At 61.2% G+C, this 24,498-nt stretch carries 26 protein-coding genes; 20 read left to right on the forward strand and 6 right to left on the reverse strand.

Going from position 1 to position 24,498, the window contains the following annotated elements:
* Positions 1–164: 164 nt before the first annotated feature.
* The 6 genes from AC6BYQ_RS12045 to AC6BYQ_RS12070 are packed head-to-tail and all read left to right on the forward strand — an operon-like array spanning position 165 to position 6,008.
* Complete coding sequence (locus AC6BYQ_RS12045) at positions 165–1,256, forward strand: ABC transporter substrate-binding protein (protein ID WP_049239999.1); 1,092 nt, start codon at positions 165–167, stop codon at positions 1,254–1,256.
* Between the two features lie 2 nt (positions 1,257–1,258).
* Positions 1,259–2,299 carry a FecCD family ABC transporter permease gene (locus AC6BYQ_RS12050; protein WP_345790193.1) on the forward strand — a complete coding sequence of 347 codons (1,041 nt, stop codon included), beginning with the start codon at positions 1,259–1,261 and terminating at the stop codon, positions 2,297–2,299.
* On the forward strand, positions 2,296–3,081 hold the full coding sequence (locus AC6BYQ_RS12055; RefSeq protein ID WP_063919296.1) for an ABC transporter ATP-binding protein: 786 nt from the start codon (positions 2,296–2,298) through the stop codon (positions 3,079–3,081). Before AC6BYQ_RS12050 ends, AC6BYQ_RS12055 begins: the two co-directional genes overlap by 4 nt.
* Positions 3,069–3,866: a nicotianamine synthase family protein gene (locus AC6BYQ_RS12060; RefSeq protein ID WP_309531162.1), complete on the forward strand. Its 798-nt coding sequence runs from the start codon at positions 3,069–3,071 to the stop codon at positions 3,864–3,866. The genes AC6BYQ_RS12055 and AC6BYQ_RS12060 overlap by 13 nt, the downstream gene beginning before the upstream one ends.
* Positions 3,859–5,166, forward strand: a complete 1,308-nt coding sequence (locus tag AC6BYQ_RS12065; protein WP_498056911.1) for an opine metallophore biosynthesis dehydrogenase — start codon at positions 3,859–3,861, stop codon at positions 5,164–5,166. The genes AC6BYQ_RS12060 and AC6BYQ_RS12065 overlap by 8 nt, the downstream gene beginning before the upstream one ends.
* Positions 5,163–6,008: a DMT family transporter gene (locus AC6BYQ_RS12070; RefSeq protein ID WP_498056912.1), complete on the forward strand. Its 846-nt coding sequence runs from the start codon at positions 5,163–5,165 to the stop codon at positions 6,006–6,008. Before AC6BYQ_RS12065 ends, AC6BYQ_RS12070 begins: the two co-directional genes overlap by 4 nt.
* A gap of 67 nt (positions 6,009–6,075) precedes the next feature.
* Here the strand turns inward: AC6BYQ_RS12070 and prc are convergent, their stop codons facing one another.
* The 3 genes from prc to AC6BYQ_RS12085 all read right to left on the reverse strand — a co-directional run bounded on the left by prc (position 6,076) and on the right by AC6BYQ_RS12085 (position 9,448).
* Positions 6,076–8,124: a carboxy terminal-processing peptidase gene (gene prc, locus AC6BYQ_RS12075; protein ID WP_063919293.1), complete on the reverse strand. Its 2,049-nt coding sequence runs from the start codon at positions 8,122–8,124 to the stop codon at positions 6,076–6,078.
* Between the two features lie 19 nt (positions 8,125–8,143).
* Positions 8,144–8,854 (reverse strand): RNA chaperone ProQ, encoded by a 711-nt coding sequence (proQ, locus tag AC6BYQ_RS12080; protein ID WP_019454878.1) that lies wholly within the window; start codon positions 8,852–8,854, stop codon positions 8,144–8,146.
* Positions 8,855–8,950: 96 nt separating this feature from the next.
* The gene (locus AC6BYQ_RS12085; RefSeq protein ID WP_154746107.1) at positions 8,951–9,448 is read right to left on the reverse strand and encodes a free L-methionine (R)-S-oxide reductase MsrC; all 498 of its coding nucleotides are present in this window, start codon (positions 9,446–9,448) and stop codon (positions 8,951–8,953) included.
* Between the two features lie 256 nt (positions 9,449–9,704).
* On the opposite strand from AC6BYQ_RS12085, the gene yebS reads away from it, so the two are divergent.
* The 11 genes from yebS (at position 9,705) to AC6BYQ_RS12140 (ending at position 22,348) form a co-directional block, all read left to right on the forward strand.
* Entirely contained in the window at positions 9,705–10,952 is a 1,248-nt protein-coding gene (gene yebS / locus AC6BYQ_RS12090) for a membrane integrity lipid transport subunit YebS (protein WP_154746106.1), read from the forward strand.
* On the forward strand, positions 10,921–13,551 hold the full coding sequence (locus AC6BYQ_RS12095; protein ID WP_435981202.1) for a PqiB family protein: 2,631 nt from the start codon (positions 10,921–10,923) through the stop codon (positions 13,549–13,551). The genes yebS and AC6BYQ_RS12095 overlap by 32 nt, the downstream gene beginning before the upstream one ends.
* Positions 13,552–13,653: 102 nt before the next feature.
* Complete coding sequence (rsmF, locus tag AC6BYQ_RS12100) at positions 13,654–15,090, forward strand: 16S rRNA (cytosine(1407)-C(5))-methyltransferase RsmF (protein ID WP_498056913.1); 1,437 nt, start codon at positions 13,654–13,656, stop codon at positions 15,088–15,090.
* A 259-nt stretch (positions 15,091–15,349) separates the two neighbouring features.
* Positions 15,350–15,886 (forward strand): Csu type fimbrial protein, encoded by a 537-nt coding sequence (locus tag AC6BYQ_RS12105; RefSeq protein WP_063919291.1) that lies wholly within the window; start codon positions 15,350–15,352, stop codon positions 15,884–15,886.
* Between the two features lie 274 nt (positions 15,887–16,160).
* On the forward strand, positions 16,161–16,697 hold the full coding sequence (locus AC6BYQ_RS12110; protein WP_498057021.1) for a Csu type fimbrial protein: 537 nt from the start codon (positions 16,161–16,163) through the stop codon (positions 16,695–16,697).
* Between the two features lie 2 nt (positions 16,698–16,699).
* Complete coding sequence (locus AC6BYQ_RS12115) at positions 16,700–17,203, forward strand: Csu type fimbrial protein (RefSeq protein ID WP_197667533.1); 504 nt, start codon at positions 16,700–16,702, stop codon at positions 17,201–17,203.
* Complete coding sequence (locus AC6BYQ_RS12120) at positions 17,197–17,739, forward strand: Csu type fimbrial protein (RefSeq protein ID WP_498056914.1); 543 nt, start codon at positions 17,197–17,199, stop codon at positions 17,737–17,739. The genes AC6BYQ_RS12115 and AC6BYQ_RS12120 overlap by 7 nt, the downstream gene beginning before the upstream one ends.
* Positions 17,740–17,759: 20 nt before the next feature.
* Positions 17,760–18,527 carry a fimbrial biogenesis chaperone gene (locus AC6BYQ_RS12125; RefSeq protein WP_498056915.1) on the forward strand — a complete coding sequence of 256 codons (768 nt, stop codon included), beginning with the start codon at positions 17,760–17,762 and terminating at the stop codon, positions 18,525–18,527.
* Positions 18,528–18,573: 46 nt separating this feature from the next.
* Complete coding sequence (locus AC6BYQ_RS12130; RefSeq protein WP_498057022.1) at positions 18,574–21,021, forward strand: fimbria/pilus outer membrane usher protein; 2,448 nt, start codon at positions 18,574–18,576, stop codon at positions 21,019–21,021.
* A gap of 16 nt (positions 21,022–21,037) precedes the next feature.
* Positions 21,038–21,973, forward strand: a complete 936-nt coding sequence (locus AC6BYQ_RS12135) for a Csu type fimbrial protein (RefSeq protein WP_177342836.1) — start codon at positions 21,038–21,040, stop codon at positions 21,971–21,973.
* Positions 21,974–22,108: 135 nt separating this feature from the next.
* A complete protein-coding gene (locus AC6BYQ_RS12140; RefSeq protein WP_019454865.1) occupies positions 22,109–22,348 on the forward strand; it encodes a YebV family protein in 240 nt (79 codons plus the stop codon).
* 55 nt (positions 22,349–22,403) lie between these two features.
* Here the strand turns inward: AC6BYQ_RS12140 and AC6BYQ_RS12145 are convergent, their stop codons facing one another.
* Both AC6BYQ_RS12145 and AC6BYQ_RS12150 read right to left on the reverse strand, forming a co-directional pair.
* Positions 22,404–23,003, reverse strand: coding sequence for a C39 family peptidase (locus AC6BYQ_RS12145; RefSeq protein ID WP_063919288.1), 600 nt, complete (start codon positions 23,001–23,003; stop codon positions 22,404–22,406).
* Positions 23,004–23,007: 4 nt separating this feature from the next.
* Positions 23,008–23,400 (reverse strand): ASCH domain-containing protein, encoded by a 393-nt coding sequence (locus tag AC6BYQ_RS12150; protein ID WP_019454863.1) that lies wholly within the window; start codon positions 23,398–23,400, stop codon positions 23,008–23,010.
* A gap of 51 nt (positions 23,401–23,451) precedes the next feature.
* Between AC6BYQ_RS12150 and AC6BYQ_RS12155 the strand changes: the two genes are divergently transcribed.
* Positions 23,452–23,703, forward strand: a complete 252-nt coding sequence (locus AC6BYQ_RS12155; protein ID WP_154747905.1) for a hypothetical protein — start codon at positions 23,452–23,454, stop codon at positions 23,701–23,703.
* Positions 23,704–23,727: 24 nt separating this feature from the next.
* Positions 23,728–23,820, forward strand: coding sequence for a small membrane protein YniD (yniD, locus tag AC6BYQ_RS12160; protein WP_019454861.1), 93 nt, complete (start codon positions 23,728–23,730; stop codon positions 23,818–23,820).
* A gap of 38 nt (positions 23,821–23,858) precedes the next feature.
* On the opposite strand, the gene AC6BYQ_RS12165 is transcribed toward yniD, so the two are convergent.
* On the reverse strand, positions 23,859–24,014 hold the full coding sequence (locus AC6BYQ_RS12165; RefSeq protein WP_019454860.1) for a hypothetical protein: 156 nt from the start codon (positions 24,012–24,014) through the stop codon (positions 23,859–23,861).
* Positions 24,015–24,170: 156 nt separating this feature from the next.
* Here AC6BYQ_RS12165 and AC6BYQ_RS12170 point away from each other — a divergent pair, with 156 nt between their 5' ends.
* A complete protein-coding gene (locus tag AC6BYQ_RS12170) occupies positions 24,171–24,380 on the forward strand; it encodes a hypothetical protein (RefSeq protein ID WP_004931526.1) in 210 nt (69 codons plus the stop codon).
* The last annotated feature ends 118 nt before the right edge of the window (positions 24,381–24,498 follow it).

Here is a 24,498-nt window from a genome sequence, read left to right on the forward strand (position 1 = left end):
CGCGCAGGATCGCGGCGGGCGATTTTATCCACACCCTTTCTGGGTCAATATCCGCTGGGTGCGATCCGACGTGCCTGCAGCCGATTCATCGACGACGAAAGTTTGAATCTTACGATTAATTGTTACATTATAACATCACAATTAATCGTAAAGGGATGTCAATCATGTTATCGCGTATCGCCTGGATGCTGGCGACGTGGCTGCTTTTCTGCCACCTCGCACAAGCTGAAATTCACCTCACCGACGTTGAAGGACGTCGCGTCACCCTGACCGCCCCCGCACAGCGCGCCTATATCGGCTTTTACTACGAAGATTTTCTGGCGGTGAACGGCCCGGAGAGCTATCAACAGGTCGTCGCCTTTTCCAAAAGCGACTGGGCCTTGCGCACCAGCCAATGGGCGCGCTATCAGGCCGCGCTGCCGCGGCTCGCTCAATTGGTCGATGTCGGTTCGCTCTATAACCAGAGCTTCGATTTTGAACGCCTGCTGACCACGCGGCCGGACCTGCTGATCCTGGCGAAGTGGCAGCTCGACGGTTTCGCCAACTACCTGCCGGTGCTGCAACGGCTCAACATTCCTTACATCGTCGTCGACTTCAACCAGGGCGTCGAGGTCAAGCTCGCCAGCATTCGGTTGATGGGCCAGGCGATGGGCCACGCCGAGCGAGCGGAACGGCTGGCCGACGAATATCGCCAGAGCCTCGAAGATACCCGGCGGCGCATCCGCCAGGCGCAGCTGCCGCCGCCGATCACCTATATTGAACTGGGAGACAAGGGCCCCGGCGAATACAGCAGCAGCTATGGCGCCTCGATCTGGGGGCCGCTGCTGCAGTTGGCCGGCGCCGACAATATCGCCGCCGGCGTCGTCGGCAGCCCCTCTCCGTTGCGCGCCGACTATGTCCTGACCAAACGGCCCGACGTCATTTTTCTCGCCGGAGGCGACTGGGAAAATATGCCGAACGCCGTGCCGATGGGCTACGGCACACAGGCCGCCCCCATACAGGCGCGCCTGACGCAGTATGCCCGGCGGGCGGGATGGCCGCAGCTGCCGGCTATAAAAAACCAACGGCTTTATGCGCTTTATCATGGCGGCGCGCGCACGATTTACGACTTTATTTTTGTCCAGTATCTGGCGAAAGCCCTCTATCCCACCGCATTTGCCGACGTAGACCCCGCGCGCAACCTGGCCCGGTTCTACCGCCAATATCTGCCGATTGAGGCGGACGGCGTCTTCTTGCAACGCTGGCAAGGAGAGTAGTCGTGGCCCGCACAGGACGTGATTTTTTGCAACGGCGCAGGCTGCGCCGCGGGCTATTGACGCTGGCGCTGCTCGGCGCGCTGTTGGCGGCAGCCGCCATCGATCTGACCGTCGGCGCCGCGCATCTTGGCCTCGCGGATATCGTGCGAATGCTCCGGCCCGGTTCTACGCCAGGCAACGAGCTGCATCAGGTGGTTTTCTGGTCGATTCGCTTGCCGATGACGCTCACCGCCCTGGTGGTCGGCGCCAGCCTGGCGCTGGCCGGCCTGCTGATGCAGACCGTGCTGGCCAACCCCCTCGCCAGCCCCTATACGCTAGGGATCTCGGCTGCGGCGGGGTTCGGCGCGGCGCTGTCGATCATCACCGGCTTCAGCCTGGGCGGCGCGCTGGCGCTGGGCACGCCGTTGCTGGCTTCGCTGATGGCGTTGCTCGCCTGCGTGCCTATCTATCTGCTGGGACAACGCCGGGGCATGACGCCGCAAATATTGGTGTTGAGCGGCATCGTCGTGCTGTTTTTCTTTCAGTCGCTGCAATCGCTGCTGCTGTTTCTGGCCGCGCCGGAGGCCATGCAGCAAATCGTCTTTTGGCTGTTCGGCAGCCTGCTCAAAGCGAATATGCACGGGGTGGCGATCACCGGCGCCGTGTTGCTCTGCGCGCTGATCGTCAGCCTGCGGCAGGCCTGGCGCCTTACGGCGCTGTCCGCCGGCGAAGAGCAGGCACAGGGGCTGGGCATCAACGTCAGCGCGCTGCGCAAGCTGGCCTTTCTACTGGCGACTTTGCTGACGGCCGCCTCGGTCTCTTTTGTCGGCACCATCGGGTTCGTCGGGCTGATCGCCCCCCATTTCGCCCGTTTTCTGGTCGGGGAGGATCAGCGTTACCTGATCTGCATTTCCGCCCTCTGCGGCAGCCTGCTGCTGCTGTGCGCGTCGATCGTCGCCAAGCTGGTGATGCCGAACGGCGTGGTGCCCATCGGCATCGTCATCGCCCTGATCGGCGTGCCGGTGCTGTTTTACTTCGTCACCCGACAGGTTAAACGCCCATGACTCAACTGACCCTCACCGGCGTCGACGTCACGCTGCATCGCCGCCCGCTATTGGCCGACGTATCCCTGAGCTGGCCGGAGGCAAAACTCGGCGGCATCATCGGCCCCAACGGCGCCGGCAAGTCCACGCTGCTGAAAGCGATTAATCGCATGTTGCCGTACAGCGGCGAGATCGCCTACCGCGAGCGCCCTCTCGATCCGAAAACCAGCCGCATCGCCTATGTGCCGCAGCTTAATCGCTGCGATTCGGCACTGACCGCTTTTGACATGGTGCTGTTGGGCAAGGTACGGCAGTTGGGATGGCGCGTCAGCGCCGCCCAGGCCGATGCGGTCGAACAGGCGCTGGCGGAATGCGGCATTTCCGCGCTCGCCGATCGCCCCTTCAACCGTCTCAGCGGCGGCCAGCGACAGTTGGTGATGCTGGCTCAGGCGTTCGTCTCTCAACCGCAGCTCATTTTACTCGACGAACCCACCAGCGCGCTGGATATCCATCACCAGCTGCGCGTGCTCAATCAGATCGCCGACTACGGCCGGCGTCATCGCTGCATCACGCTGCTGGTGATCCACGATCTGGGGCTGGCGCTGCGTTATTGCCACTCACTTACGCTGCTCGAGCACGGACGCGTCGTTTGCCACGGCGAGACTCATCAGATGATGGGACACCCGATGATGTCTCGCGTATTTGGCGTCGGTATCGAAAACGGCGTCAGCCCGCAGGGCTACCCCTATCTGCTGCCGACACAGCTGTTACACGCACACGGAGAATCCCCATGTACACCCTGACCAAGGCGGACATGCTGGCGCAACTCGCCGGTTTGCAACAGGAAATTCACCAGCTACACCGCTCCGCCCGGCAAGATCGGCGTCATTTTTCCCTGCTGGAACGCCGCTTCAGTCGCCTGCAAGCCTTTAACGACGAACCACAGCTGCAGGCCTACCGTCGAAAACTGGAAAACGACCGTTTGATAACGGCGCAGATCGCCCAACTGCGGGCAACAGCCAATGCCGCATTGTGCGACTACGAGAAGCATCGCGTCTCTGCACTCTGTCGGCAACCGGCACAGACTAACGCCTACCTGAACAGTTTCGATCGCGCCCTGCAGCTGGAGATCGCCGCCGCCGGCATCCAACCGGGCGAGCGGGTGTTGCTGGTGGGCAGCGGCGCCTTGCCCACCACGGCGCTGGCGCTGGTCGCCAGGCTTGCCGCCACCGTCATTTGCTACGATTGCGATCCGGCGGCCCAGCGGTTTGCCCGCCGCCTCACGCGCCATCTGGGGCTGGTGCGGCAGATGCCCTGCATCGACAAGCTGAACGGCCTGACCCGCAATGACGTCGATCACATCATCATCGCCTCTCTGGTGGCCGACAAGCAGGGCTTGCTGAGGGAGCTGCGGCCTTTGCTGCCGCAACGCGGCAAATTGCTGGTGCGCTATGGCAACGGCCTCAAGTCTCTCTTTAACTGCCCTTACCATCACCAGGCCGCCGGTTCGCCGTGGCGCATCAGCGGTAAACCGCTCGCCACCCCGCTGTACGATCTGTTGATTCTGGAGCCTCTCCGCCATGAATAATGCCTTTTCCACCCTGATTCTGGGCGCCGGCCCGGCGGCTATCCAATTGGCGGCGGATATCAAGGCCGCGGCCAATGCGCGCATCGGCCTGTACAACCGCCCCAGCGAGAAAGGACAACGCCTGCGGCATCATTTGGCTCACGCGCCCAGCCTGTCTCTGACGGGCGCCGGTAAGGCGCAGCGCACCCAAGGCGATACGCAAGTGACGATCGACAGCTATTGCGATGACCTGTCACGGGTCGGCGGTGACTGGCACCGACTGATCCTTGCCGTCCCCGCCGATCAATATCATGACGTGCTGCGGCAGGTGCCATGGGCGGCGTTGCCCCAGCTGCGCTCACTGATCCTGCTCTCTCCTTCCATCGGTTCCGGCCTGATGGTGCAAAGCCTGCTGCAGGACGCCGGGCAATCCCACGTCGGGATCATCAGCCTGTCGAGCTACTACGCCGATACCAAATACCAGGATGCCGCGCAGCCTTACCGCGCCTACACCAAGGCATTCAAGCAGCGGATTTATCTGGCCGGCCAAAGCCCAACGTCAGACCGCGCCGAACTCGATTGGCTTTGCGCGGTGCTGGCACGTCACGGCATCGATGCCCAGCGCTGCGACAGCCTGCTGGCCGCCGAACGCTTCAGCATCACCAACTATGTTCATCCTCCGCTGGCGCTGGCCGATACCACGCTACAGGCGATCTTTCAGCCGCAGGCGCCGATACAGTACCTGTATAAGACCTACCCCGAAGGCCCTATCTGCCCCGAGACGATCGCCGACATGCTGGCGCTCTCGCAGGATTACCGGCAGTTGCTCAACCGGCTCGGCGTCGAGGCCATCAACCTGCTGCGCTTTTTGAATGACGACAATTACCCGGTGCCGCCTCGTATGGTAAGCCGCCGCTGGATTGACCAATTCCCGCAGCTCGCGCCGGCGGAGCAACGCTACGCGCTGTTTGCGCGCTATACCGCGCTGCTGGTCGATCCCTATTCCGAACCGGACGCGCAGGGCCGCTACTATGATTTTTCCGCCGTCAGGGTCGCCCGCGTCTTCCAGGATGCGCAGGGGTTATGGCGACTGCCGCGCGTGCCGCAAGAGGACGTGCGCAAACTGCGCGTTCTGGTCTTGCTGGCGCAGCGGCTGGGCGTCGAGATGCCCGCCGCCCAGCGCCTGTTGACGCGCTTTCAGCAGGCGCTGCACAGCTTCGTCACCCGGATCGGCGCCGAGCATTGTCATCGTTCGTTGCTGGACGATACCTGCCGCGAGCAGGCGGATATCACCTACCGGCAGTGGCGGAGGCAAGCATGAATCAGGGTGCGCTGCTGGCCATTTTCGCCTCGCTGATTTTCAGCGTCATGAACGCGCTGGTCAAAACCATCGCCGACGTCATTCCCACCGGAGAGATCGTGTTCTTTCGCAGCAGTATCGGCTGCCTGCTGGTTCTGCTGCTGATGTATCGCCACCGCGTCGCCTTCAGCCGTGAAGACCGGCCGCTGCTGGTATTGCGCGGCACCATGGGCGGGCTGTATCTGATCTGTTATTTTTACAGCATCGCCCACCTCACGCTGGCCGATGCCAGCATGCTGGCCTACCTGTCGCCGTTTTTCTCCATTTTGCTCTCCTTGCTGGTGCTGCGTGAGCGGGTCAACGCCAATACCGCGTTTTGGCTGGCGATGGTCATCATCGGCGCGGTGCTGCTGGTGCGGCCGTGGCACTTCTCGGCCTATACCCTGGCGTCGCTGGTCGGCGTGATGAGCGCGGTGTTCGCCTCGATCGCCTATCTGTCGGTCAACAAACTCAGCAAACGCCACCACAACTACGAGATCGTGTTCTACTTCCTGTTCATCGCAACGCTGATCTCGCTGCCGCTGATGTGGCAGTCATTCGTCTGGCCCAACGCATACCAGTTTGCCATTCTGCTCGCCATAGCGCTGGTGTCGTTGCTGGGACAGGTCGTCTTAACCCAGGCCTTCTCTTCCGATAACCTGATCGTGGTCTCGGTGGTGCGCTATATCGGCATCGTGTTCAATATCGCCTGGGGCTGGCTGTTCTGGCACGAAGTCCCGCTGCTGCTGTCGCTGCTCGGCTGTCTGCTGGTGGTGGTTTCCTGCATCCGGCTCGGGCTGCGCCACCGCAAGAAAACCGTCTGAGCCGCGCATACCGCAGCCATAAAAAAACGCACCCGAGGGTGCGTTTTTCATTCTGCCAACCGCCGCCTTATTTGGCCGGCGCCGGCTGTTGAGCGGGCTGATCCTTCTCCAAATGAGCCAGGTCCAGCGCGATATGCACGGTTTCATCCAGGTACGGATCCGGTTCCTGGTAATCCTTCGGCAGATCGTCGAGCGATTTCAGCGGCTTCTTGCCGGCGCGCTCCAGACGCTCGTTGATGCGTTTCAGACGGGTCGCATCGTCATCGTGGTTCTCTTTCTCGCGCACCGCCAGATTGAGGGACACGATGTTGCGTTTATCCTTCAGCGCCTTGTAATGCGCGATATCCTGCGCGATGTACTGGAACTCCGGATTCTGCGCGATGCGCTGCTGGTGATCTTTCAGCAGCTCCGGCTCGAACGGCGTCAGATCGCCGGTCTTGCTGTAGGTCGCCGCATTGATGCTGTCCCACGGCATGGCGTTGTCTTCAAACGCTTCGCCGGTTTCCGCCGGATCGACGCCGGTCGGCATCAGAATGTCCGGGGTCACCCCTTTGCGCTGGGTGCTGCCGCCGTTGACGCGGTAGAACTTCTGAATGGTGTACTGCACCGACCCCAGCGCCGGCCACTCAGGGCGCAGCATCTGATCGTAGATGCGGTTCAGCGAACGGTACTGCTGCACGGTGCCTTTACCGAAGGTCGGCTCGCCGACGATCAGCGCGCGGCCGTAATCCTGCATCGCTGCCGCGAAGATCTCGGAGGCGGAGGCGCTGAAGCGATCGACCAGCACCACCAGCGGGCCTTTGTAGTAGGTCACGCCGTCGGTGTCGGCGTCTTCACGCACTTTGCCGTTGTTGTCGCGCACCTGCACCACCGGGCCGCTTGGAATGAACAGGCCGGACAGCGAGACCGCTTCGGTCAGCGCGCCGCCGCCGTTGGTGCGCAGGTCGATGATCACGCTCTTGACGTTCTGCTTGGCCATCTTCTGCAGCTGCACTTTCACGTCATCGGTCAGGCCGACGTAGAAGCCAGGGATGTCGAACACCGCCACCTTCTCTTTGCCGACGGTCTTGATGGTCATTTTCACCGCGCGGTCTTCCAGGCGGATGCGCTCGCGGGTCAAGGTGACCACGCGGGTTTTAGTGCCCTTGCCGGCCGGCAGGATCTCCAGGCGCACCTTGCTGCCCTTCGGCCCTTTGATCAGCGACACCACGTCGTCCAGACGCCAGCCGATCACGTCCACCATCGGTTTGCCGGCCTGGCCGACGCCGACGATGCGATCGCCCACGGTGATCGCCTTGCTCTTCGCCGCTGGGCCGCCCGGCACCATCGAGTTGATCAGGGTGTAATCGTCATCCATCTGCAGCACCGCGCCGATGCCTTCCAGCGACAGGCTCATCTCGGTGTTGAACTGCTCGGTGTTGCGCGGCGACAGGTAGTTGGTGTGCGGATCGATTTCATGCGCAAAGGCATTCATCGCCAGCTGGAAAACGTCTTCGCTGTTGCTTTGCGTCAGGCGCTTGATGGCGAACTGATAGCGCTTGGTCAGCGTGTCGCGGATTTCTTTGTCGGTCTTGCCGGTCAGCTTGAGGTTCAGCTCGTCATAGGTGACTTTCGCATCCCACAGGCTATCCAACTCGGCCTTGTCTTTCGGCCACGGCGCTTTGCTGCGGTCGAGATCGATAGTGCCGTTGCCGGTAAAGTTCATCGGCTTTTCCAGCAGCGACAACGCATACGTGTAACGCTCGAAACGGCGTTTCTGCGCCAGATTGAACAGCGCGTAGAAGGTATCCAGCTTGCCGGTTTTCAGCTCTTCGCCAACCTGATTGCGTTTGCCGGCGAACTGCGCCACGTCGGAGGCCAGCAACACGTTATGGTTGTAGTCCAGCATGTTCAGGTAGCGATCGAAGATCTTGCCTGAAAACTCCGCATCGAGCGCGAACTGGCGGTAATGAGAGCGAGTGAAGCGCGAGGTAACGCGCTCACTCACCGTAGCGTGCTGAGGTTCCTGTTGCAGTTGGGGCAATTGGCCGATGCGGATGTTGGCTGTTTCCGCACCGTAACTGACACCCGCCCACAGCAGCCCTGCAATCGCTGTTAATCTGACGAATTTGTTCATGCCTTGGTTGGCCTCCGTATCAGAACTGCAAGTGTTCTGCGCGCACAATCATCGCCAGACCGGAAGAGAGCTGCACACGTACGCCATCTTTAGCGATTTCGAGTACGGTAGCATCCATCGCGCTCTTGCCTGCTCTGACTTTGATTTCCTGGCCAATTTGCAGTGTAGAGATATCCGTGACTGGCGCATAACGCGGCTGGCTTTCCTCTTTTGCTGCACGAGGTTGGCGAGCGGGCTGCGGGCGAGTTTGTGGGCGCGGCTTGCGGGTTTCCGGCGCGGCTCCGCCTTCGCGACGTGCAGCGGGCTTTTTACCGGCTGGACGCGGACGGCGCGGAGCGGCATCGGCGGATTCGCCGGCGGCTTCACGTTTTTTGGCGTTTTGTTCGGCACGCTGTGCCTGAACGCGCGCTTTGGCTTCTTCAAGCTGCTGGCGAGCATGATCGACATGCTGCTGCTCCAGTTCACCGCACGGATTGCCGTCCAGATCGACGCGCTGAGCGCCAACCTTGACGCCGTACAGGTAACGCCAGCTTGAGGTGTATAGGCGCAGGGCAGAACGCAATTGCGTTTTGCTGAGATTCTCTTCCCCCTGCACGCGCTCTACCAAATCCTGAAAAATACCGATTTTCAGCGGACGAGCTTCGCCTTCGGCGCTAAAGCAGAGCGGAAAACGCTCGGCAAGAAAAGCAATGACTTCTTTACTAGAGTTCAACTTAGGTTGATTTTCCATGAAATTTCCTGATTACAACGGTATTGCCAACAAGCCACAGGCATGAACAGGCGTCATTATAATGACGCCATCGGTAATTGCCACGTTAACCGTCGATCAACTTGCCGCTACAGTCACATATTTCGCACTGTCGCACTGTTCCAGTTGCTCACAAAGCCCCGCCACCACTGCTTTCAGGCCCGCTTCGTCCTGTTCGTCGAAGCGTTGATAAACCGTGCTGTCGATATCCAAAACGCCGATCGTTCGGCCGCCAACCGCCAGCGGCAGCACGATTTCCGCGTTGCTGGCCGCATCGCAGGCGATATGGCCCGGAAACGCATGCACGTCGCCGACGCGCTGCACGCGATTTTCCGCCACCGCCGTGCCGCACACGCCCTTACCCACCGGAATGCGCACACAGGCGATCTTGCCCTGGAACGGCCCCAGCACCAACTGGTCGCCCTCCATCAGATAGAAACCGACCCAGTTCACGTCATCCAGACGCTCGTTGATCAGCGCGCTGGCGTTGGACAGCGCCGCGATAAAGTTGGTTTCCCCGCCGAGCAACGCGCTCAGGTCACGTTTTAATTCCGCGTAGAATTGTTCTTTTGTCATGTGTTAACCATTGCAACAGTGAAGATGGCCAGAAGCCCAAAGCTTAGGCCCTATAAAATAAGCATTAAATGCGTATAGCCACAAGGTTAATCATCTGTTGCTTCACAAAACCCCGCCGCTCAGGGTATGTTTGCCGCTCAGAATCCCGGTTTACCTCGTTTTTACCGTCCGGCGCCCGATCGCCGGTGACGCGGCCGGTTTATTTTTCAGCTACGCTGACAGTTCCGGCGGGCTCAAGGGCAGCTACTTGTCAAAAATGAAAATACACGCGATCACCGCCCCCCTTTCCAAAGCGCGCCACCAGCGCTGCTGCGAGTGCGACCTGCTGTTCGTGCTGCCGCCGCTCAGCGGCAACCAGGCCGCCTATTGCCCGCGCTGCAACGCCAAGGTAGTGCACGGCCGCGACTGGTCGATGACGCGCCTGACCGCCATGGCGATCACCATGCTGCTGCTGATGCCGTTCGCCTTCACCGAACCGCTGATCAGCATTCGTCTGCTCGGCACGCGCATCGACGCCAGTTTGCTGGAGGGCATCTGGCAGATGAGCCGCCAGGGCGATCCGCTCACTGCCAGCATGGTGGCGTTTTGCACTATCGGCGCCCCGCTGACGCTGGCGCTGTCGCTGCTGTACCTGCGCTTCGGGCATGCGCTCGGCATGAACCTGCGCCCGGTGCTGTTGATGCTGGAGCGGCTGAAAGAGTGGGTGATGCTGGACATTTATCTGATCGGCATGGCGGTGGCGGCGATCAAGGTGCAGGATTACGCCGACATCCAGGCCGGCAGCGCGCTGATCGCTTACCTGTCGCTCACCCTGCTCAGCATCCTGACGCTGATCCACGCCAACCTGGAGCAGCTCTGGGAGCGTTACTACCCGCAGGAGCAGCCGGAAGGCCCGCCGGCGGCGCTGCACATTTGCCTGTCCTGCCACTATACCGGCTATCCCGACACGCGCGGCCGCTGCCCGCGCTGCCACGTGCCGATGTGCCACCGCCAGCCCTACAGCCTGCAGAAGACCTGGGCGGCGCTGATCGCAGCGATGATCCTGCTGATCCCGGCTAACCTGCTGCCGATCTCCATCATTTACGCCAACGGCGTGCGGCTCGAAGACACCATCTTCTCCGGCGTGGTCTCGCTGGCCACCTCCGGCAACGTGCCGATCGCCGCTATCGTGTTCATCGCCAGCGTACTGGTGCCCTTTACCAAGGTGATCGTGCTGATCACGCTGCTGTTCAGCATCCACTTCAAAACCTCGCACAGCCTGAAGACGCGCATTCGTCTGCTGCGCCTGGTCACCTGGATCGGCCGCTGGTCGATGCTCGATCTGTTCGTTATCGCCTTGATGATGTCGCTGGTGAATCGCGACCAGCTGTTATCTTTTACTATGGGACCGGCCGCGTTTTACTTTGGCTCGGCGGTCATTTTGACTATTCTTGCCGTTGAGTGGCTGGATAGCCGATTGATTTGGGATGCACATGCAACAGGAAACGCCGACTACACCGACTGAAGCGCGGGTCAAGAACAAGCGCCGCATTTCACCGTTCTGGTTACTGCCGTTCATCGCCCTGCTGATCGCCGGGTGGCTGGTCTACAACAATTTCCAGGAACGCGGCACCACCGTCACCATCGATTTCCAATCGGCGGCGGGCATCGTCGCCGGCCGTACGCCGGTGCGCTACCAGGGCGTTGACGTCGGCACGGTGCAAAAGATCAGCCTGAGCAAAGATCTGCGCAGCATCGTGGTGGAAGCCAGCATCAAAAGCGATCTGGAAGACTCGCTGCGTGAAGGCACCCAGTTCTGGCTGGTGACGCCCAAGGCCTCGCTGGCCGGGGTCTCCGGGCTCGACGCGCTGGTCGGCGGCAACTACATCGGCATGATGCCCGGCAGCGGCAAGGCGCAAACCCACTTCGCCGCGCTCGATACCCAGCCGAAGTACCGCCTGAACACCGGCGAGCTGATGATTCACCTGCACGCCGACGATCTCGGCTCGCTCAACAGCGGCTCGCTGGTCTACTACCGTAAAATTCCGGTCGGCAAGGTGTACGACTACACCATCAGCGAAGGCAACAAGGGCGTGACCATCGACGTGCTGATCGACCGTCGTTTCGCCAACCTGGTGAAGAACAACAGCCGTTTCTGGAATGTTTCCGGCTTCAAGGGCGATTTCAGCCTGTCCGGCGCCACGGTGCAGATGGAAAGCCTGGCGGCGCTGGTCAACGGCGCCATCGCCTTCGATTCGCCGGCCGATGGCCAGCAGGCCAAGGGCGATCAGAGCTATACCCTGTATCCGGATCTGGCCCACAGCCAGCGCGGCGTCAATATTCTGCTGGACCTGCCGAGCGGCAACAACCTGAGCGAAAACCGCACGCCGCTGATGTACCAGGGGCTGCAGGTCGGCACCCTGACCAAGCTGACGCTGCAACAGGACAGCAAAGTGATCGGTGAACTGACCATCGATCCTTCGGTGGTCGATCTGATGCGCAGCGGTACCCGCATCGTGATGCGCAGCCCGCGCATCAGCCTCAACGACGCCAAGCTCAGCCAGCTGCTGACCGGCACCACGCTGGAGCTGGTGCCCGGTGAAGGCGAACCGCAGCAGCGCTTCAACGTGCTGGACAGCAGCGAAACGCTGCTGCAACAGCCGGGCGTGCTGACCGTCACGCTGAATGCGCCGCAAAGCTACGGCATCGACGTCGGGCAGCCGCTGGTAGTGCACGGCGTGAAAGTCGGCCAAATTCTGAGCCGCACCCTGACCGCCGGCGGCGTGGTATTCACCGCCGCCATCGACGCGCAATACCGCGCCCTGCTGCACAAAGACAGCAAATTCGTGGTCAACAGCCGCCTCGACGTCAAGCTGGGCATCGACGGCATGGAGGTGCTCGGCGCCAGCGCGCAGGAGTGGGTAGACGGCGGCGTGCGCATCATCCCCGGCAGCAAGGGGGAACCGGGCGGCCAATATCCGCTGTACGCCAACAGCGAAAAGGCCGAGGAAGGCATCGTCGGCAACGCCCCAGCCACCACCCTGACCCTCAGCGCCACCAGCCTGCCGGACGTACAGGCCGGTTCGGTGGTGCTGTATCGCAAGTTCCAGGTGGGCGAGATCGTCAACGTCCGGCCCAAGGCCAACGAGTTTGAGGTGGACGTCTACATCAGCCCGGAATACCGCAAGCTGCTAACCCGTGAAAGCATCTTCTGGGCCGAAGGCGGCGCCAAGGTGCAGCTCAACGGCAGCGGGCTGACGGTACAGGCTTCGCCGCTCAACCGCGCGTTGAAGGGCGCCATCAGCTTCGACAACCTGCAGGGCGTGACTCTGAACAAAGGCGCCAACCGCGTGCTATACGCCAGCGAAACCGCCGCGCGCGCGGTGGGCAGCCAAATCACGCTGAGAACCTACGACGCCAGCAAGCTGTCGGCGGGCATGCCGCTTCGCTACCTCGGCATCGACGTCGGTCAGGTGGAGTCGCTGCAGCTGGCGCCTGAGCGTAACGAAGTATTGGCCAAGGCGGTGCTGTATCCGGAATACGTGCAGACCTTCGCGCGCCTGGGCAGCCGCTTCTCGATCGTTTCGCCGGAGATCTCCGCCGCCGGCGTCAGCAATCTCGATACCCTGCTCCAGCCTTATATCAACGTGGAGCCGGGGCGTGGCCGCGAACTGCGCACTTTCGAGCTGCAGCAGGCCAGCATCACCGATTCGCGCTATCTCGACGGCCTGAGCGTGGTGCTCGACGCCGCCGAAACCGGCTCGCTGCAGATCGGCACGCCGGTGTTGTTCCGCGGCGTGGAAGTCGGCACCATCACCGGTTTCTACCTGGGCGCCATGTCCGACCGGGTGCACGTCGCGCTGCGCATCAGCAAGAAGTACCAGCATCTGGTGCGCAACAACAGCGTGTTCTGGCTGGCTTCGGGTTACAACCTGCAGTTCGGCCTGACCGGCGGCGTGATCAAGAGCGGCACCTTCCAGCAGTTCATTCGCGGCGGCATCGCTTTCGCCACGCCGCCGACCATTCCGCTGGCGCCGAAGGCCACGCCGAACAAGCACTTCCTGCTGAATCCGGAAGAGCCGAAGGACTGGAAAACCTGGGGCACCGCCATTCCACGCGATTAACTTTCGCGATTTCCTCAGTGCCCGGCAACGCCGGGCCCTGTTTTTTTCCGCTTTGTGATAAACTCTCGCCCTTGTCTTTATTGCACCCTGAGAGTTCGCCCCGTGGCCAAATCCACCGCCGTTTTTCTGCCCCCCGCTTTCCTTGACGCCACCCGCGCCATCATGCCCGCCGAGCTGGCGATGGAAGATTTTATCGCCGCCTGCCAGCGCCCGCTGCGCCGCAGCCTGCGCGTCAACACGCTGAAAATCAGCGTCGCCGACTTCCTGGCGCTGGTGCGGGATTACGACTGGCGACTGGAGCCTATCCCCTGGTGCTCGGAAGGTTTCTGGATCGAACGTGACGACGAGGAACTGCGCCTCGGCAGCGCGGCCGAACACCTGAGCGGCCTGTTTTACATTCAGGAAGCCAGTTCGATGTTGCCGGTCAGCGCGCTGTTTGCCGGCGGTGCGGCGCCGAATCGGGTGCTGGACGTGGCGGCGGCGCCGGGATCCAAAACCACCCAGATCGCCGCGTTGATGGGTAATCAGGGCGGCATCGTCGCCAACGAATACTCCGCCAGCCGGGTGAAAGTGCTGCACGCCAATATCAGCCGCTGCGGCGTGAAGAACACCGCGCTGACCCACTTCGACGGCCGGGTGTTCGGCGCCGCGCTGCCGGAGAGTTTCGACGCCATTCTGCTCGATGCCCCCTGCTCCGGCGAAGGCGTGGTGCGCAAGGATCCGGACGCCATGAGCAACTGGTCGCCGGAAAGCGTGACCGAAATCGCCGCCACCCAACGCGAGCTGATCGACAGCGCGTTCCATGCGCTGGCGCCGGGCGGCGTGATGGTTTACTCCACCTGTACCCTCAATGCGCAGGAAAACCAGCAGGTGGTGCGCTGGCTGCTGGACACCTACGGCGACGCGGTCAGCGTCGAGCCGCTGGGCGAGCTGTTCCCCGGAGCCGACAAGGCGCTGACCGCCGAAGGCTTCCTGCACGTGTTTCCGCAGATTTACGACAGCGAAGGCTTCTTCGTCGCTCGCCTGCGTAAACAGCACGCCGTGGCGCCATTGCCGAAACCGACCTATAAAGTCGGTAACTTCCCGTTCAGCCCATTGTCCGGCAAGGAAACGGCGCAAGTCGCCCAGGCTGCCGCCGCATCCGGCTTAAGCTGGGGCGATGACAGCCGGCTATGGGAACGCGACAAGGAGATCTGGCTGTTTCCGGCCGAGCTGGAGCCACTGTTCGGCAAGGTGCGCTTTTCACGCATCGGCCTCAAACTGGCCGAGCGTTTCCCGAAAGGTTTCCGCTGGCAGCATGAGGCGGCGATCGCCCTTGCGGGCAGCGACGGCAAACAGCATTTCGAGCTGGACGCCGCGCTGGCGCAGGAGTGGTATCACGGCCGCGATCTCTATCCAGAGCAGCCACCGACAGGCGACGAGTGCATCGTCACCTATCAGGGGCAACCGCTGGGCATCGCCAAACGCATCGGCAGCCGCATCAAGAACAACCTGCCGCGCGAGCTGGTGCGCGACGGCGTGCTGGATTTCCATCAGTAATCGTCCGGGCGCCGGGGGCTATCCCCCGGCGTTAAAATAACGCTAATAGTATTCTCATTCGTTATTATTCTAATCATTTCACCTCTCGCTATTGCGCCTACTTATTATCACCCCCACGCTAAATAAAAAAGTTTTTGGCCTTTGATCAAGACAATTTCGCGTTCTTATCCTATTAATTTAAATGTAAGTAAATTAATGCGTTCAACTCAGCTCTGGGTGGCGTTTTTGCGGGCTTTCTCTGACACGGCAAGGAATCACGATGAAAAAAATTCTGATGGTTTTGACCTCGGTAGCCTCTCTGCTGTGCGTCAGCGGCGCAGCTAACGCAGCGGGCACCATTCAGGGCACGGTGGGCGTGACGATTACCATCGGCGCCGGCTGCGTGGTCACCGGCGGCAACAGTTCCGGCACCACCAACGACTTTGGCTCCATCAGCTTCGGCACCTACTCGTCGCTGGCTAACGTCATCACCGCCAGCGCCACCGGCAGCGGCGGCACCGGCACCCTGGGGCTGAACTGCACCACCGGCACCAACTATACCGTAACGCTCGACAACGGCCTTAACGCCTCGGGCAGCCAGCGGCGCATGGCCAGCAGCGTGCCCGCCTACATCAGCTATAACCTCTACCAGGACAGCGCTCACGCCACACCCTGGAACAACACCACAAGTCCCTTGACCGGTACCGGCACCGGTTCGGCGGTACCGCTGATCGTCTACGGTCTGGTGCCCGCCGCTGGCACCACCCCGGCGGCCGGCGTGTACAGCGACACCGTCACCATGACCGTCACCTGGTAATCTCGCCGACCATGGAGCGCCATCGTGGCGCTCCTTTATTCATTCGAGTAATAATATTCCCATTCATCATTTTCATTATCCCAAACCCGTTCATCCAGGCTGACGCCTTGTTTGCATGAAACCTGCGACCCGCTTAAAAATAAATAAAGTTTTTAATCTTTTAGCGAGACATTCTCGCGTTCTTATTCTATTAATTAATCTGTAAATAGATTAATGCATTTGACTCATTTTTCGGGCTTTTTGGCAGGCTTCTCTACTACGGCAAGGAACCATGATGAAAAAGACTCTGGCGGCATTAACCTCGGCAGCTATTCTGCTGTGCGCCTCTGGTGCCACCTACGCGGCAGGCACCATTCAGGGCACGCTGGGCGTGACCCTGACCATCGGCGCCGGCTGCGTGGTCACCGGCGGCAACAGCTCCGGCACCACCAACAACTTCGGCTCTCTCAGCTTCGGCACCTACTCCTCACTGGCTAACGTCATCACCGCCAGCGCCACCGGCAGCGGCGGCACCGGCACCCTGGGGCTGAACTGCACCACCGGCACCAACTATACCGTGACGCTCGACAACGGCCTCAACGCCTCGGGCAGCCAGCGGCGCATGGCCAGCAGCGTGCCTGCCTACATCAGCTATAACCTCTATCAGGACAGCGCCCACTCCTTACCGTGGAACAACACGACCAACACGTTGACCGGTACCGGCACCGGTTCGGCGGTGCCGTTGATCGTCTACGGTCTGGTGCCCGCCTCGGGCACCACCCCGGCGGCCGGCGCGTACAGCGACACCGTCACCATGACCGTCGTCTGGTAACTATGGCGCGCCTGGCCGTCACCTGCATGCTGCTGTCGTTGGCGGGCGTTTGCCGCGCCGACGTCAGCACCGCGACGGTGGGCGTCAGCGCCACCCTGGTCAAATCCTGTGTCGCCGGCACCACCAGCGGCGGCAACACCACGTTCGGCACCTTCAACTTCGGCACGGTCTACTTCCTGAATACGGCGATAAAGGTAACCGGCCAGGCGAACGCCGGCGCGCTGCAGATCAACTGCAACAACGGCACCAGTTACACGGTGCTGCTCAGCGGTGGGCAGAGCGGCAATACCGCTGCGCGCTATCTGCAAAGCTCAGCGGGCGCCCGCGTGAACTACAACCTGTATACCAGCGGCAGCTACGCTACCGTCTGGGATAATGTCACCGGCGTGACGCAGACCGCTACCGGACAAAGCGTCTGGCTACCGGTGTACGGCATGATCCCGGTGCAGACGACGCCGGCGACGGGCACCTACACGGATACGGTGCAGGTGACGATAAATTGGTGATTAACGGAACGCTGCGCACTCTGCTGCTGACGGCGCTGATCGGCACCCCTGCGGCCCATGCCGACACCGTCAGCCAGGGTTTTACGGTCAACGCCTCGATCATCAAAGGCTGCGTGCTCGGCAGCGGCGTCACCAACGTCACCTCGTTCGGCAGCATGAGTTTTGGCCAGGTGGCGTCCTTAAGCAGCCCGATAAAAATTGTCTCGAGCGCCGGCGCCGGCTCGATCCTGATCCGCTGCAACCCTGGACTCAGCGTCAGCCTGGCATTGAACGTCGGCAATAATGTCACCGGCTCCATCGCCGGCGGGCGAAAGCTGTTGAACTCAGCCACCTCGGAAACGCTGGTTTATCAGCTCTACCAGGATACCAACTACACCGTTTTGTGGGGCGACGGCGGCAACGGCGGCGCCGTCCAAACCGTCTCCTCCACCGGCAGCACGCAAGAAATAAAAATCTACGCCAGTTTAATGGCGAGCAGCACCTTGCCCACCAGCGGCACCTACAACGATACGGTCTTAGTGACAGTGAGTTATTGAGCTTTTAAAAGGATCACATTATGCGTAGTACTCTGCTCCGCCTGCCCCTGCTGGCAGGATTGCTGTTAGCCGGCCAGCCGCAGGCCTTCGCCGCCGCCTCCATTCTGATTTGGCCCATCGATCCGGTCATCGAAGACAATCAGCAGGCGACGGCCCTGTGGCTCGAAAACCGTGACAGCAAGCCGGTCTATATGCAAATTCGCGTGCTCGGCTGGCAACAAACCGGCGGCAAAGACGACTACCGCAACCAAAGCGAGGTGGTCGCCAGCCCACCGGTCGCCACCATTCTCCCCGGCAAACGCCAACTGATTCGTCTGATCAAGCAGACGCCGGTCGCCGCCGGGCAAGAACGGGCTTACCGGATACTGGTCGATGAGGTGCCGATCAAAGATAAAGACGGCGCGGCGCCCGATAAGGGCGCGCAGATGGGGCTGAAATTCCAGATGCGCTATTCGGTGCCGCTGTTCGTCAGCGGCAAAGACGTGTGGACCAAGCAGGACTTCGAACACCCGCGCGACTATGCCACCGCCAACCAACCCAAGCTCAGCTACCGCCTGCAGCAGCAAAACAGCCAGCGCTGGCTTGACGTGCGCAATGACGGCATCGTGCACGCCCGTCTGTCGCAGGTCAGCATCCAGGGCAAGCCGCTCAACAACGGGCTGCTGGGGTATGTGCTGCCGGGTTCGCAGATGCGCTTCGCCCTGCCGTCGTCGGGCAGTTTCGCCGCCGGCAAGCTGCAGGCGATAGTCAACGACAACAAACAACCCGTAACCATCCCGGCTTACTGAGCCTGAGGTGCAGGTGAAGCGGATGTCGTCGCCGGCCACCCGCGGCATGCAGCTCAAGCCGCTGGCCCTGGCCGTACTCTGTGTGGCGGTGGAACTGTGGCCGACGTTCGCCGCCGCCGACGATCTGCCGCCGCCGCCCAGCGCCATCAGCATGCCGGATACCACGCTGTATCTGGAGCCGGTGGTGAACGGCCGCCAGACCGGTAAAGTGGTGCCGGTCGCCTACCGCGGCGGCCACTATTATTTAACGCCGCAGCAGCTGATCGACGCCGGCCTGCCGGTGGCGGACAAGCAGGCGAAAGAGATCGCCGTCGATCTGCTGGATAAGGTCGAGGTGACCTACAGCGGCGAAACGCAGCAGTTGCTGATTTCGGTGCCCAACGACTGGCTGCCCAAGCAAACCCTCGGCGACACGAATCAGGAACAGCGTCTGCCGGCGCAGAGCAGCCTGGGCTTTTTGCTGAATTACGACGCCTACGTCAGCCAGAGCGGCGGGCGCGGCAATCCGGGCTATTTTTCCGCCTGGAGCGAACAGCGGCTGTTCGATGGCTTCGGCGTTTTCGCCAACACCGGCATCTTCCGCAGCAGCTTCAACGGTGAGACCGCCGCGCAGCAGAACAATCGCTATATCCGCTACGACAGCAGCTGGCGCTACAGCGACGACGACACCATGCTCAGCTATACCGCCGGCGATCTCACGACCGGTTCGCTGCCCTGGACCAGCTCGGTGCGCATCGGCGGCCTGCAGGTGGCGCGCAACTTCGCGACCCGGCCGGACCTCATAACCTACCCGCTGCCGCAGTTCTCCGGCCAGGCCGCCGTGCCGAGCAGCGTCGATCTGTACATCAACAGTTATAAAAACACCTCCGCCAACGTGAACCCTGGCCCGTTCACCCTGAACACCGTGCCCTACATCAACGGCGCCGGTCAGGCGACGGTGGTGACCACCGATGCGCTCGGCCGCCAGATCAGCACCACGGTGCCGTTCTACGTCGCCAGTTCACTGCTGCAGGCCGGGTTAAGCGATTTCAGCCTGTCGGCGGGCGCGCTGCGCCAAAACTACGGTTACCGCTCCGCTGATTATGGCCAGTGGGTGGCCAGCGGCAGTGGCCGTTACGGCGTCACCGATTGGCTCACGCTCGAAGGGCGAGCGGAAGGTGCGGCGGAGCTGGCGGTCACCGGCGCCGGGGCCGGGGTGCGCCTTGGGCAGTTGGGGGTGATCAATGCCTCCTACAGCTACAGCCAGGCGGGCAGCGACGCCTTCAACGCCCCGCCGGTCACGCCGCTGTATTACGATCCGATCACCGGCCAGCCGGTACAGCAACCGGATGCCGGGCCGGTCTATCAGTACACCGGCCGCCACGGCGATCAAACCAGCCTGAGTTACACCTACAGCAACCAGTATTTCAGCCTCAACGCCCAACGGGTGCTGCGCAGCGCGGACTTTGGCGATCTTTCCACCTATAAGAGCAGCTACCGGCTGAGCCGCCGCACCGATCAGCTGACCGGCAGCATCGGCCTGAGCCGCTTCGGCAGCCTGGGCGCCGGTTATTTCGACGTGCGCGACGCCATCGGCCAGCGCACCCGCCTGATCAACCTGTCATACAGCCTGACGCTGTGGCGCAATATCAGCCTGTACGCCTCGGCGAACCGCGAAATTGGCGGCGACGGCTACAGCTCGCAGCTGCAGATCAGCATTCCGTTCGATGCCTGGGGCACCGCTAACGTCAGCACCGCGCGCGACGCCGGCAACCGCTGGAGCGAGCGCGTCGCTTATAGCCGCGCCGCGCCGACCGACGGCGGTTTCGGCTGGAACCTGGCCTATGCCGGCGGCCAGGGCAGCAACAGCGATTATCGTCAGGCGGACCTGACCTGGCGCACCTCGCTGCTGGAAACCCGCGCCGGGCTGTACGGCAGCCGTAACGACTACACTCGCTGGGGAGAAGTCAGCGGTTCGCTGGTGGCGATGAACGGCGGCGTGTACGCCACCAACACCATCAACGACGCTTTCGCCCTGGTATCGACCAACGGTTACGCCGGCATTCCGGTCAGCTACGAGAACCAGCGCATCGGCGTCACTAACGATAGAGGCTACCTGCTGGTGCCCACCGTCACCTCGTATTACCACGCCAAATTCCAGATCGATCCGCTCAACCTGCCGGCGGACGTCAATTTGCCGTCGGTGGAAAAAACCGTCGCCATTCGCGATCACAGCGGCTATCTGGTCGAGTTCCCCGTTCAGCGCCTTTCCGCCGCCGACGTGGAGCTGGTCGACGCGCAAGGCAAACCGCTGGCCAACGGCAGCCAGGTCGCGGTGATTGGCGGCAATCAACAGAGCTACGTCGGATGGGATGGCATGACTTACATCGATCCGGTACAGCAACACAACCGACTGAGCGTAATCCCGGCCGACGGCGGCCCGCCGTGCCAGGTCAGTTTCAGCCTGGCCAATCCGCAGGGGCTGCAACGCGTCGGCCCTCTCGTCTGCCAGTAACACACGGAGAAGAAGAATGATGTCTCGGCAAGTGAAAATCTTTTTGGCGGCGCTGCTGTTGATGTGCGGGCAACGCGCGATGGCGGACTGCGCCACCACCAACGGCACGGTTACTCTGCCCAGCAGCAACTCTTTCGCCGTCTACAACGGCCAGATAAGCGCCCAGGGCACCGCTGGGCTGAACTGCACCGGCCTGGGGCTCAACCTGTTGACGCAAAACACCGTCACGGTCAAGATCGCATCCACCACCAATAACATGGCTTTGCTGAATACCAATGGCTCCGGCGATAAAATTTCCTACCTGATCTATCCAGATTCTAACTACCAGTACCCTTACAGCGTCGGTCAGACCATCGATTACAGCTCGCTGAACCTGCTGTCGCTGATCCTGATCTCGTCCAACGTCAACTTTCCGGTATATATCAAAACCGTCGCTGGGGCGAACGTCAGCGCCGGCACCTATACCGACACCATCAACCTGGTGTGGAACTACCATATTTGCGGCCTGGGTCTGATCGGCCTGTGCATCTGGTGGGACGGCACCAACCAGCCCAGCACCGTGACCGTGACCGCAATCATCACCAAGAGCTGCCTGATCAATACCGCCAACAACGTCAACTTCGGCAGTATGGCGCTGGTGGGGCAATTCAACCCGATCAACCAAAGCATCACCCTCACCTGCACCAAGTCGCAGGCGTACAGCTCCTACTTTACCAACGGCAACAACCCCATCACCGGTTGGCGGCAAATGCTCAGCGGCACCAGCAACTTCCTCCAGTATCAGATCTACCTACCCAATACCAGCACCGTGTGGAGCAGCACCAACGCGCAAAGCGGCACCGGCACCGGGTTGGCGCAAAGCATTCCCTTTACCGCCGCCATCAACCCGGCGCAGACCGAAGTGCCGGTCGGCACCTATCAGGATAACGTCAGCTATGTCGTGACCTATTAGGGCGGCCGCTAGCCGCTCAGGAAGAATGTTGCCAGAATGTATTTTTTATGTGGCATTTTTTGCTCATTTGGCTATGCTCATACCGATGACCTTACTGGTCTAACCTCCTACCACATCATTGAGCAAGGAGTTTCCATGAGCAAAACCGTCGTAAAAATTGGCAGCTTCGAGGTCGATGACGCCCATCTTCACGCCACCGCCGATCGCGCCGGCACCCTGAGCATCCCTTGCAAGTCCGATCCGGACCTGTGCATGCAGCTCGACGGCTGGGATGAACACACCAGCATTCCGGCGATCCTCAACGGCAAACGATCGCTGCTGTACAAGCAACACTACGATCGGCAGGCGGACGCCTGGGTAATGCGGCTGGCATGAAAATGCACCAGAGCTGCTGACGACGCGCTGCTTTCATCAGAAACAGCGCGTTTTTTTATGCGATGGCGATGCCGCGGCCGGCAAAGAAATGGGCGAAGCGGTTGAGGGGCAACCGTACCCGCTCCCGCGTCGCCGGGCTGTCGCCCGAAGGATTATGAAAGGTCACGCTCTGCGCGTCGGCGGCGGTGATCAGCACCAGATGCCCGCCCCGCTGCGGCGGTACGCTCTCAGGCCGACGAATCGAAGGATGCACCGAGGCGATAAAGTAGCGGCATTCGCTGAATAGTGCCGGTACCTCGGCGGCCTCCAGCCCTACCTTCACCGTCGCCCGCAGCGCGAACTGTTCGCGCACGTACTCGACGAACGGCGCGTAGATCAGCCCCTTTATCCGTTCGCCTTCGCGTACGTAGGCGCCATAGGGCAGGCTGCGGCGCGCCAGCTCCAGCAGCGACGGCGCTTCACCATCGCGATGGCCCAGCACCATTTTCAGGCACGCCATACCGCACACGTGGTTGGCCCACTCGACGTACTCCGCCCGATCGCGGGCGCCGCTGCGCGCCCAATTCTCGTCTTGCGCCAGCGTGGTGCGACCGGCGATCAGATCGGCGGCCAGCTCCGGGCTCGCCCACTGGCACTCGTAAGGAACGGCGCGCATGAGGTTAGAATTTGTCGACGACTTTGAAATTCATCAGCACCAGCGTCATATCCGGCGAGAACAGATCGTATTCTTCGAAGAAACGCTGCAGCTCTTTGCGCCAATGCGCCAGTGAACGGTCGCCCTCACCTTCAGCATAGGCGTGCGCCTCATCCACCTGATCGTAGGTTTTCATTTCTACCGCGGTCAGTTCAACCGCACAGACCGGCTCGCCCTTGCCGTCCACCACCAGGAACAGATCGCCGGCCTGCGGGATCCCCTCGCCATCCAGGTTGGAACAGGTGGCCGTTTTGGTGCCATTCAGGATCAATTGCACCACTTCATCGGCCTGCTGTTCGGTATCGCCGAACGCCCAGCGCTCAAGGTGCTCGTATTTCTGTGGAATTGCCGTCGCCATGATTATACCTTTTGGAAAAATGCCTTAATGCAGACAGGATAGTACAACGTATTGCCGGCCGTCTGCATCCGTCGCAAGCGCGACTGCGCGTTCCGCCACCGCCGCCTTTACGAGTTTTTACCGTTCTTCGCTGTGCCTGCCGCCCTGCCGGGCGCATACTGTGGTTATTATTCACCCAATGGCGACCCGGCAATGCGACAAGACGACATCGATGCTGACGATACCTTCAGCGATTTACTCAACGGCGTCGCCCTGGCGACGCTTTTTCTCATCGCGCTCGTCGGCGGCTGGTATTTCAGTTAAGGAGGCGTCGTGGCGACAAAACGCATGGGCCACAAGCTCAGTAAAATGGTGGTGGTACTGCTGTTGATCTGCCTGGCGTTGCTGCTGTTGCGCTGGGCGGCGATAGCCTTCGGTTAACTCAGCGAAACGACGCCGGCCAAGCGCCGGCGCCCTGTTCACCGCCGCTGCGGCGCCGCGGTCGGTTCCAGCAATTCTCGCAGATAGGCCAGCCGCGCTTCTCCCTGCGGCAACCAGCGGCGACACAGCCAATGCTGCGTTTCACCCGTGCGGCTGAGGCGGTAATACTCCGCCAAAGTTTCGACCCAGTTCATGATATGTCCTCCTGATTTCAACACCGTCAGTATTGGACGTAAAAACAAGAAGAAATACTGATGGCTTGTTTTTTATGCTTCCTGTTTTAGGCGGCCGGTAGCGAAGCCGCAGTTCAACTGCTACATTGGGCAAAAATCAACCAACCGAGGTAGACCATGACGTTCTCGGAACAGGAGATTAAACCCGTATGGGATGAGGTCGCCCGCCTGATCGGCGACGGCGTGATGCAGCTGCGCCATCGCGGCGAAGCGCTGTCGGTGGAAACGCTGGAAAAACATCTGGCGCGGCAGCTGGCGGACAGCAACGATATCGAACGGCGCATCCTGCTCGGCGCCGCCATCAACATGCTGAAAGGCGGAAAATGAATCGCCAACCGAAAAGGTTGGCGATCCGACAGAAGCCCGAGGTATGCAAGCCCGGCCTTCTGCGCGCTACTATGTCACGCTAATATGACGGAATTAATAGGAATTGTCGGGTTTTTGC

The sequence above is a fragment of the Serratia sp. LTN-2 genome (assembly GCF_059740205.1).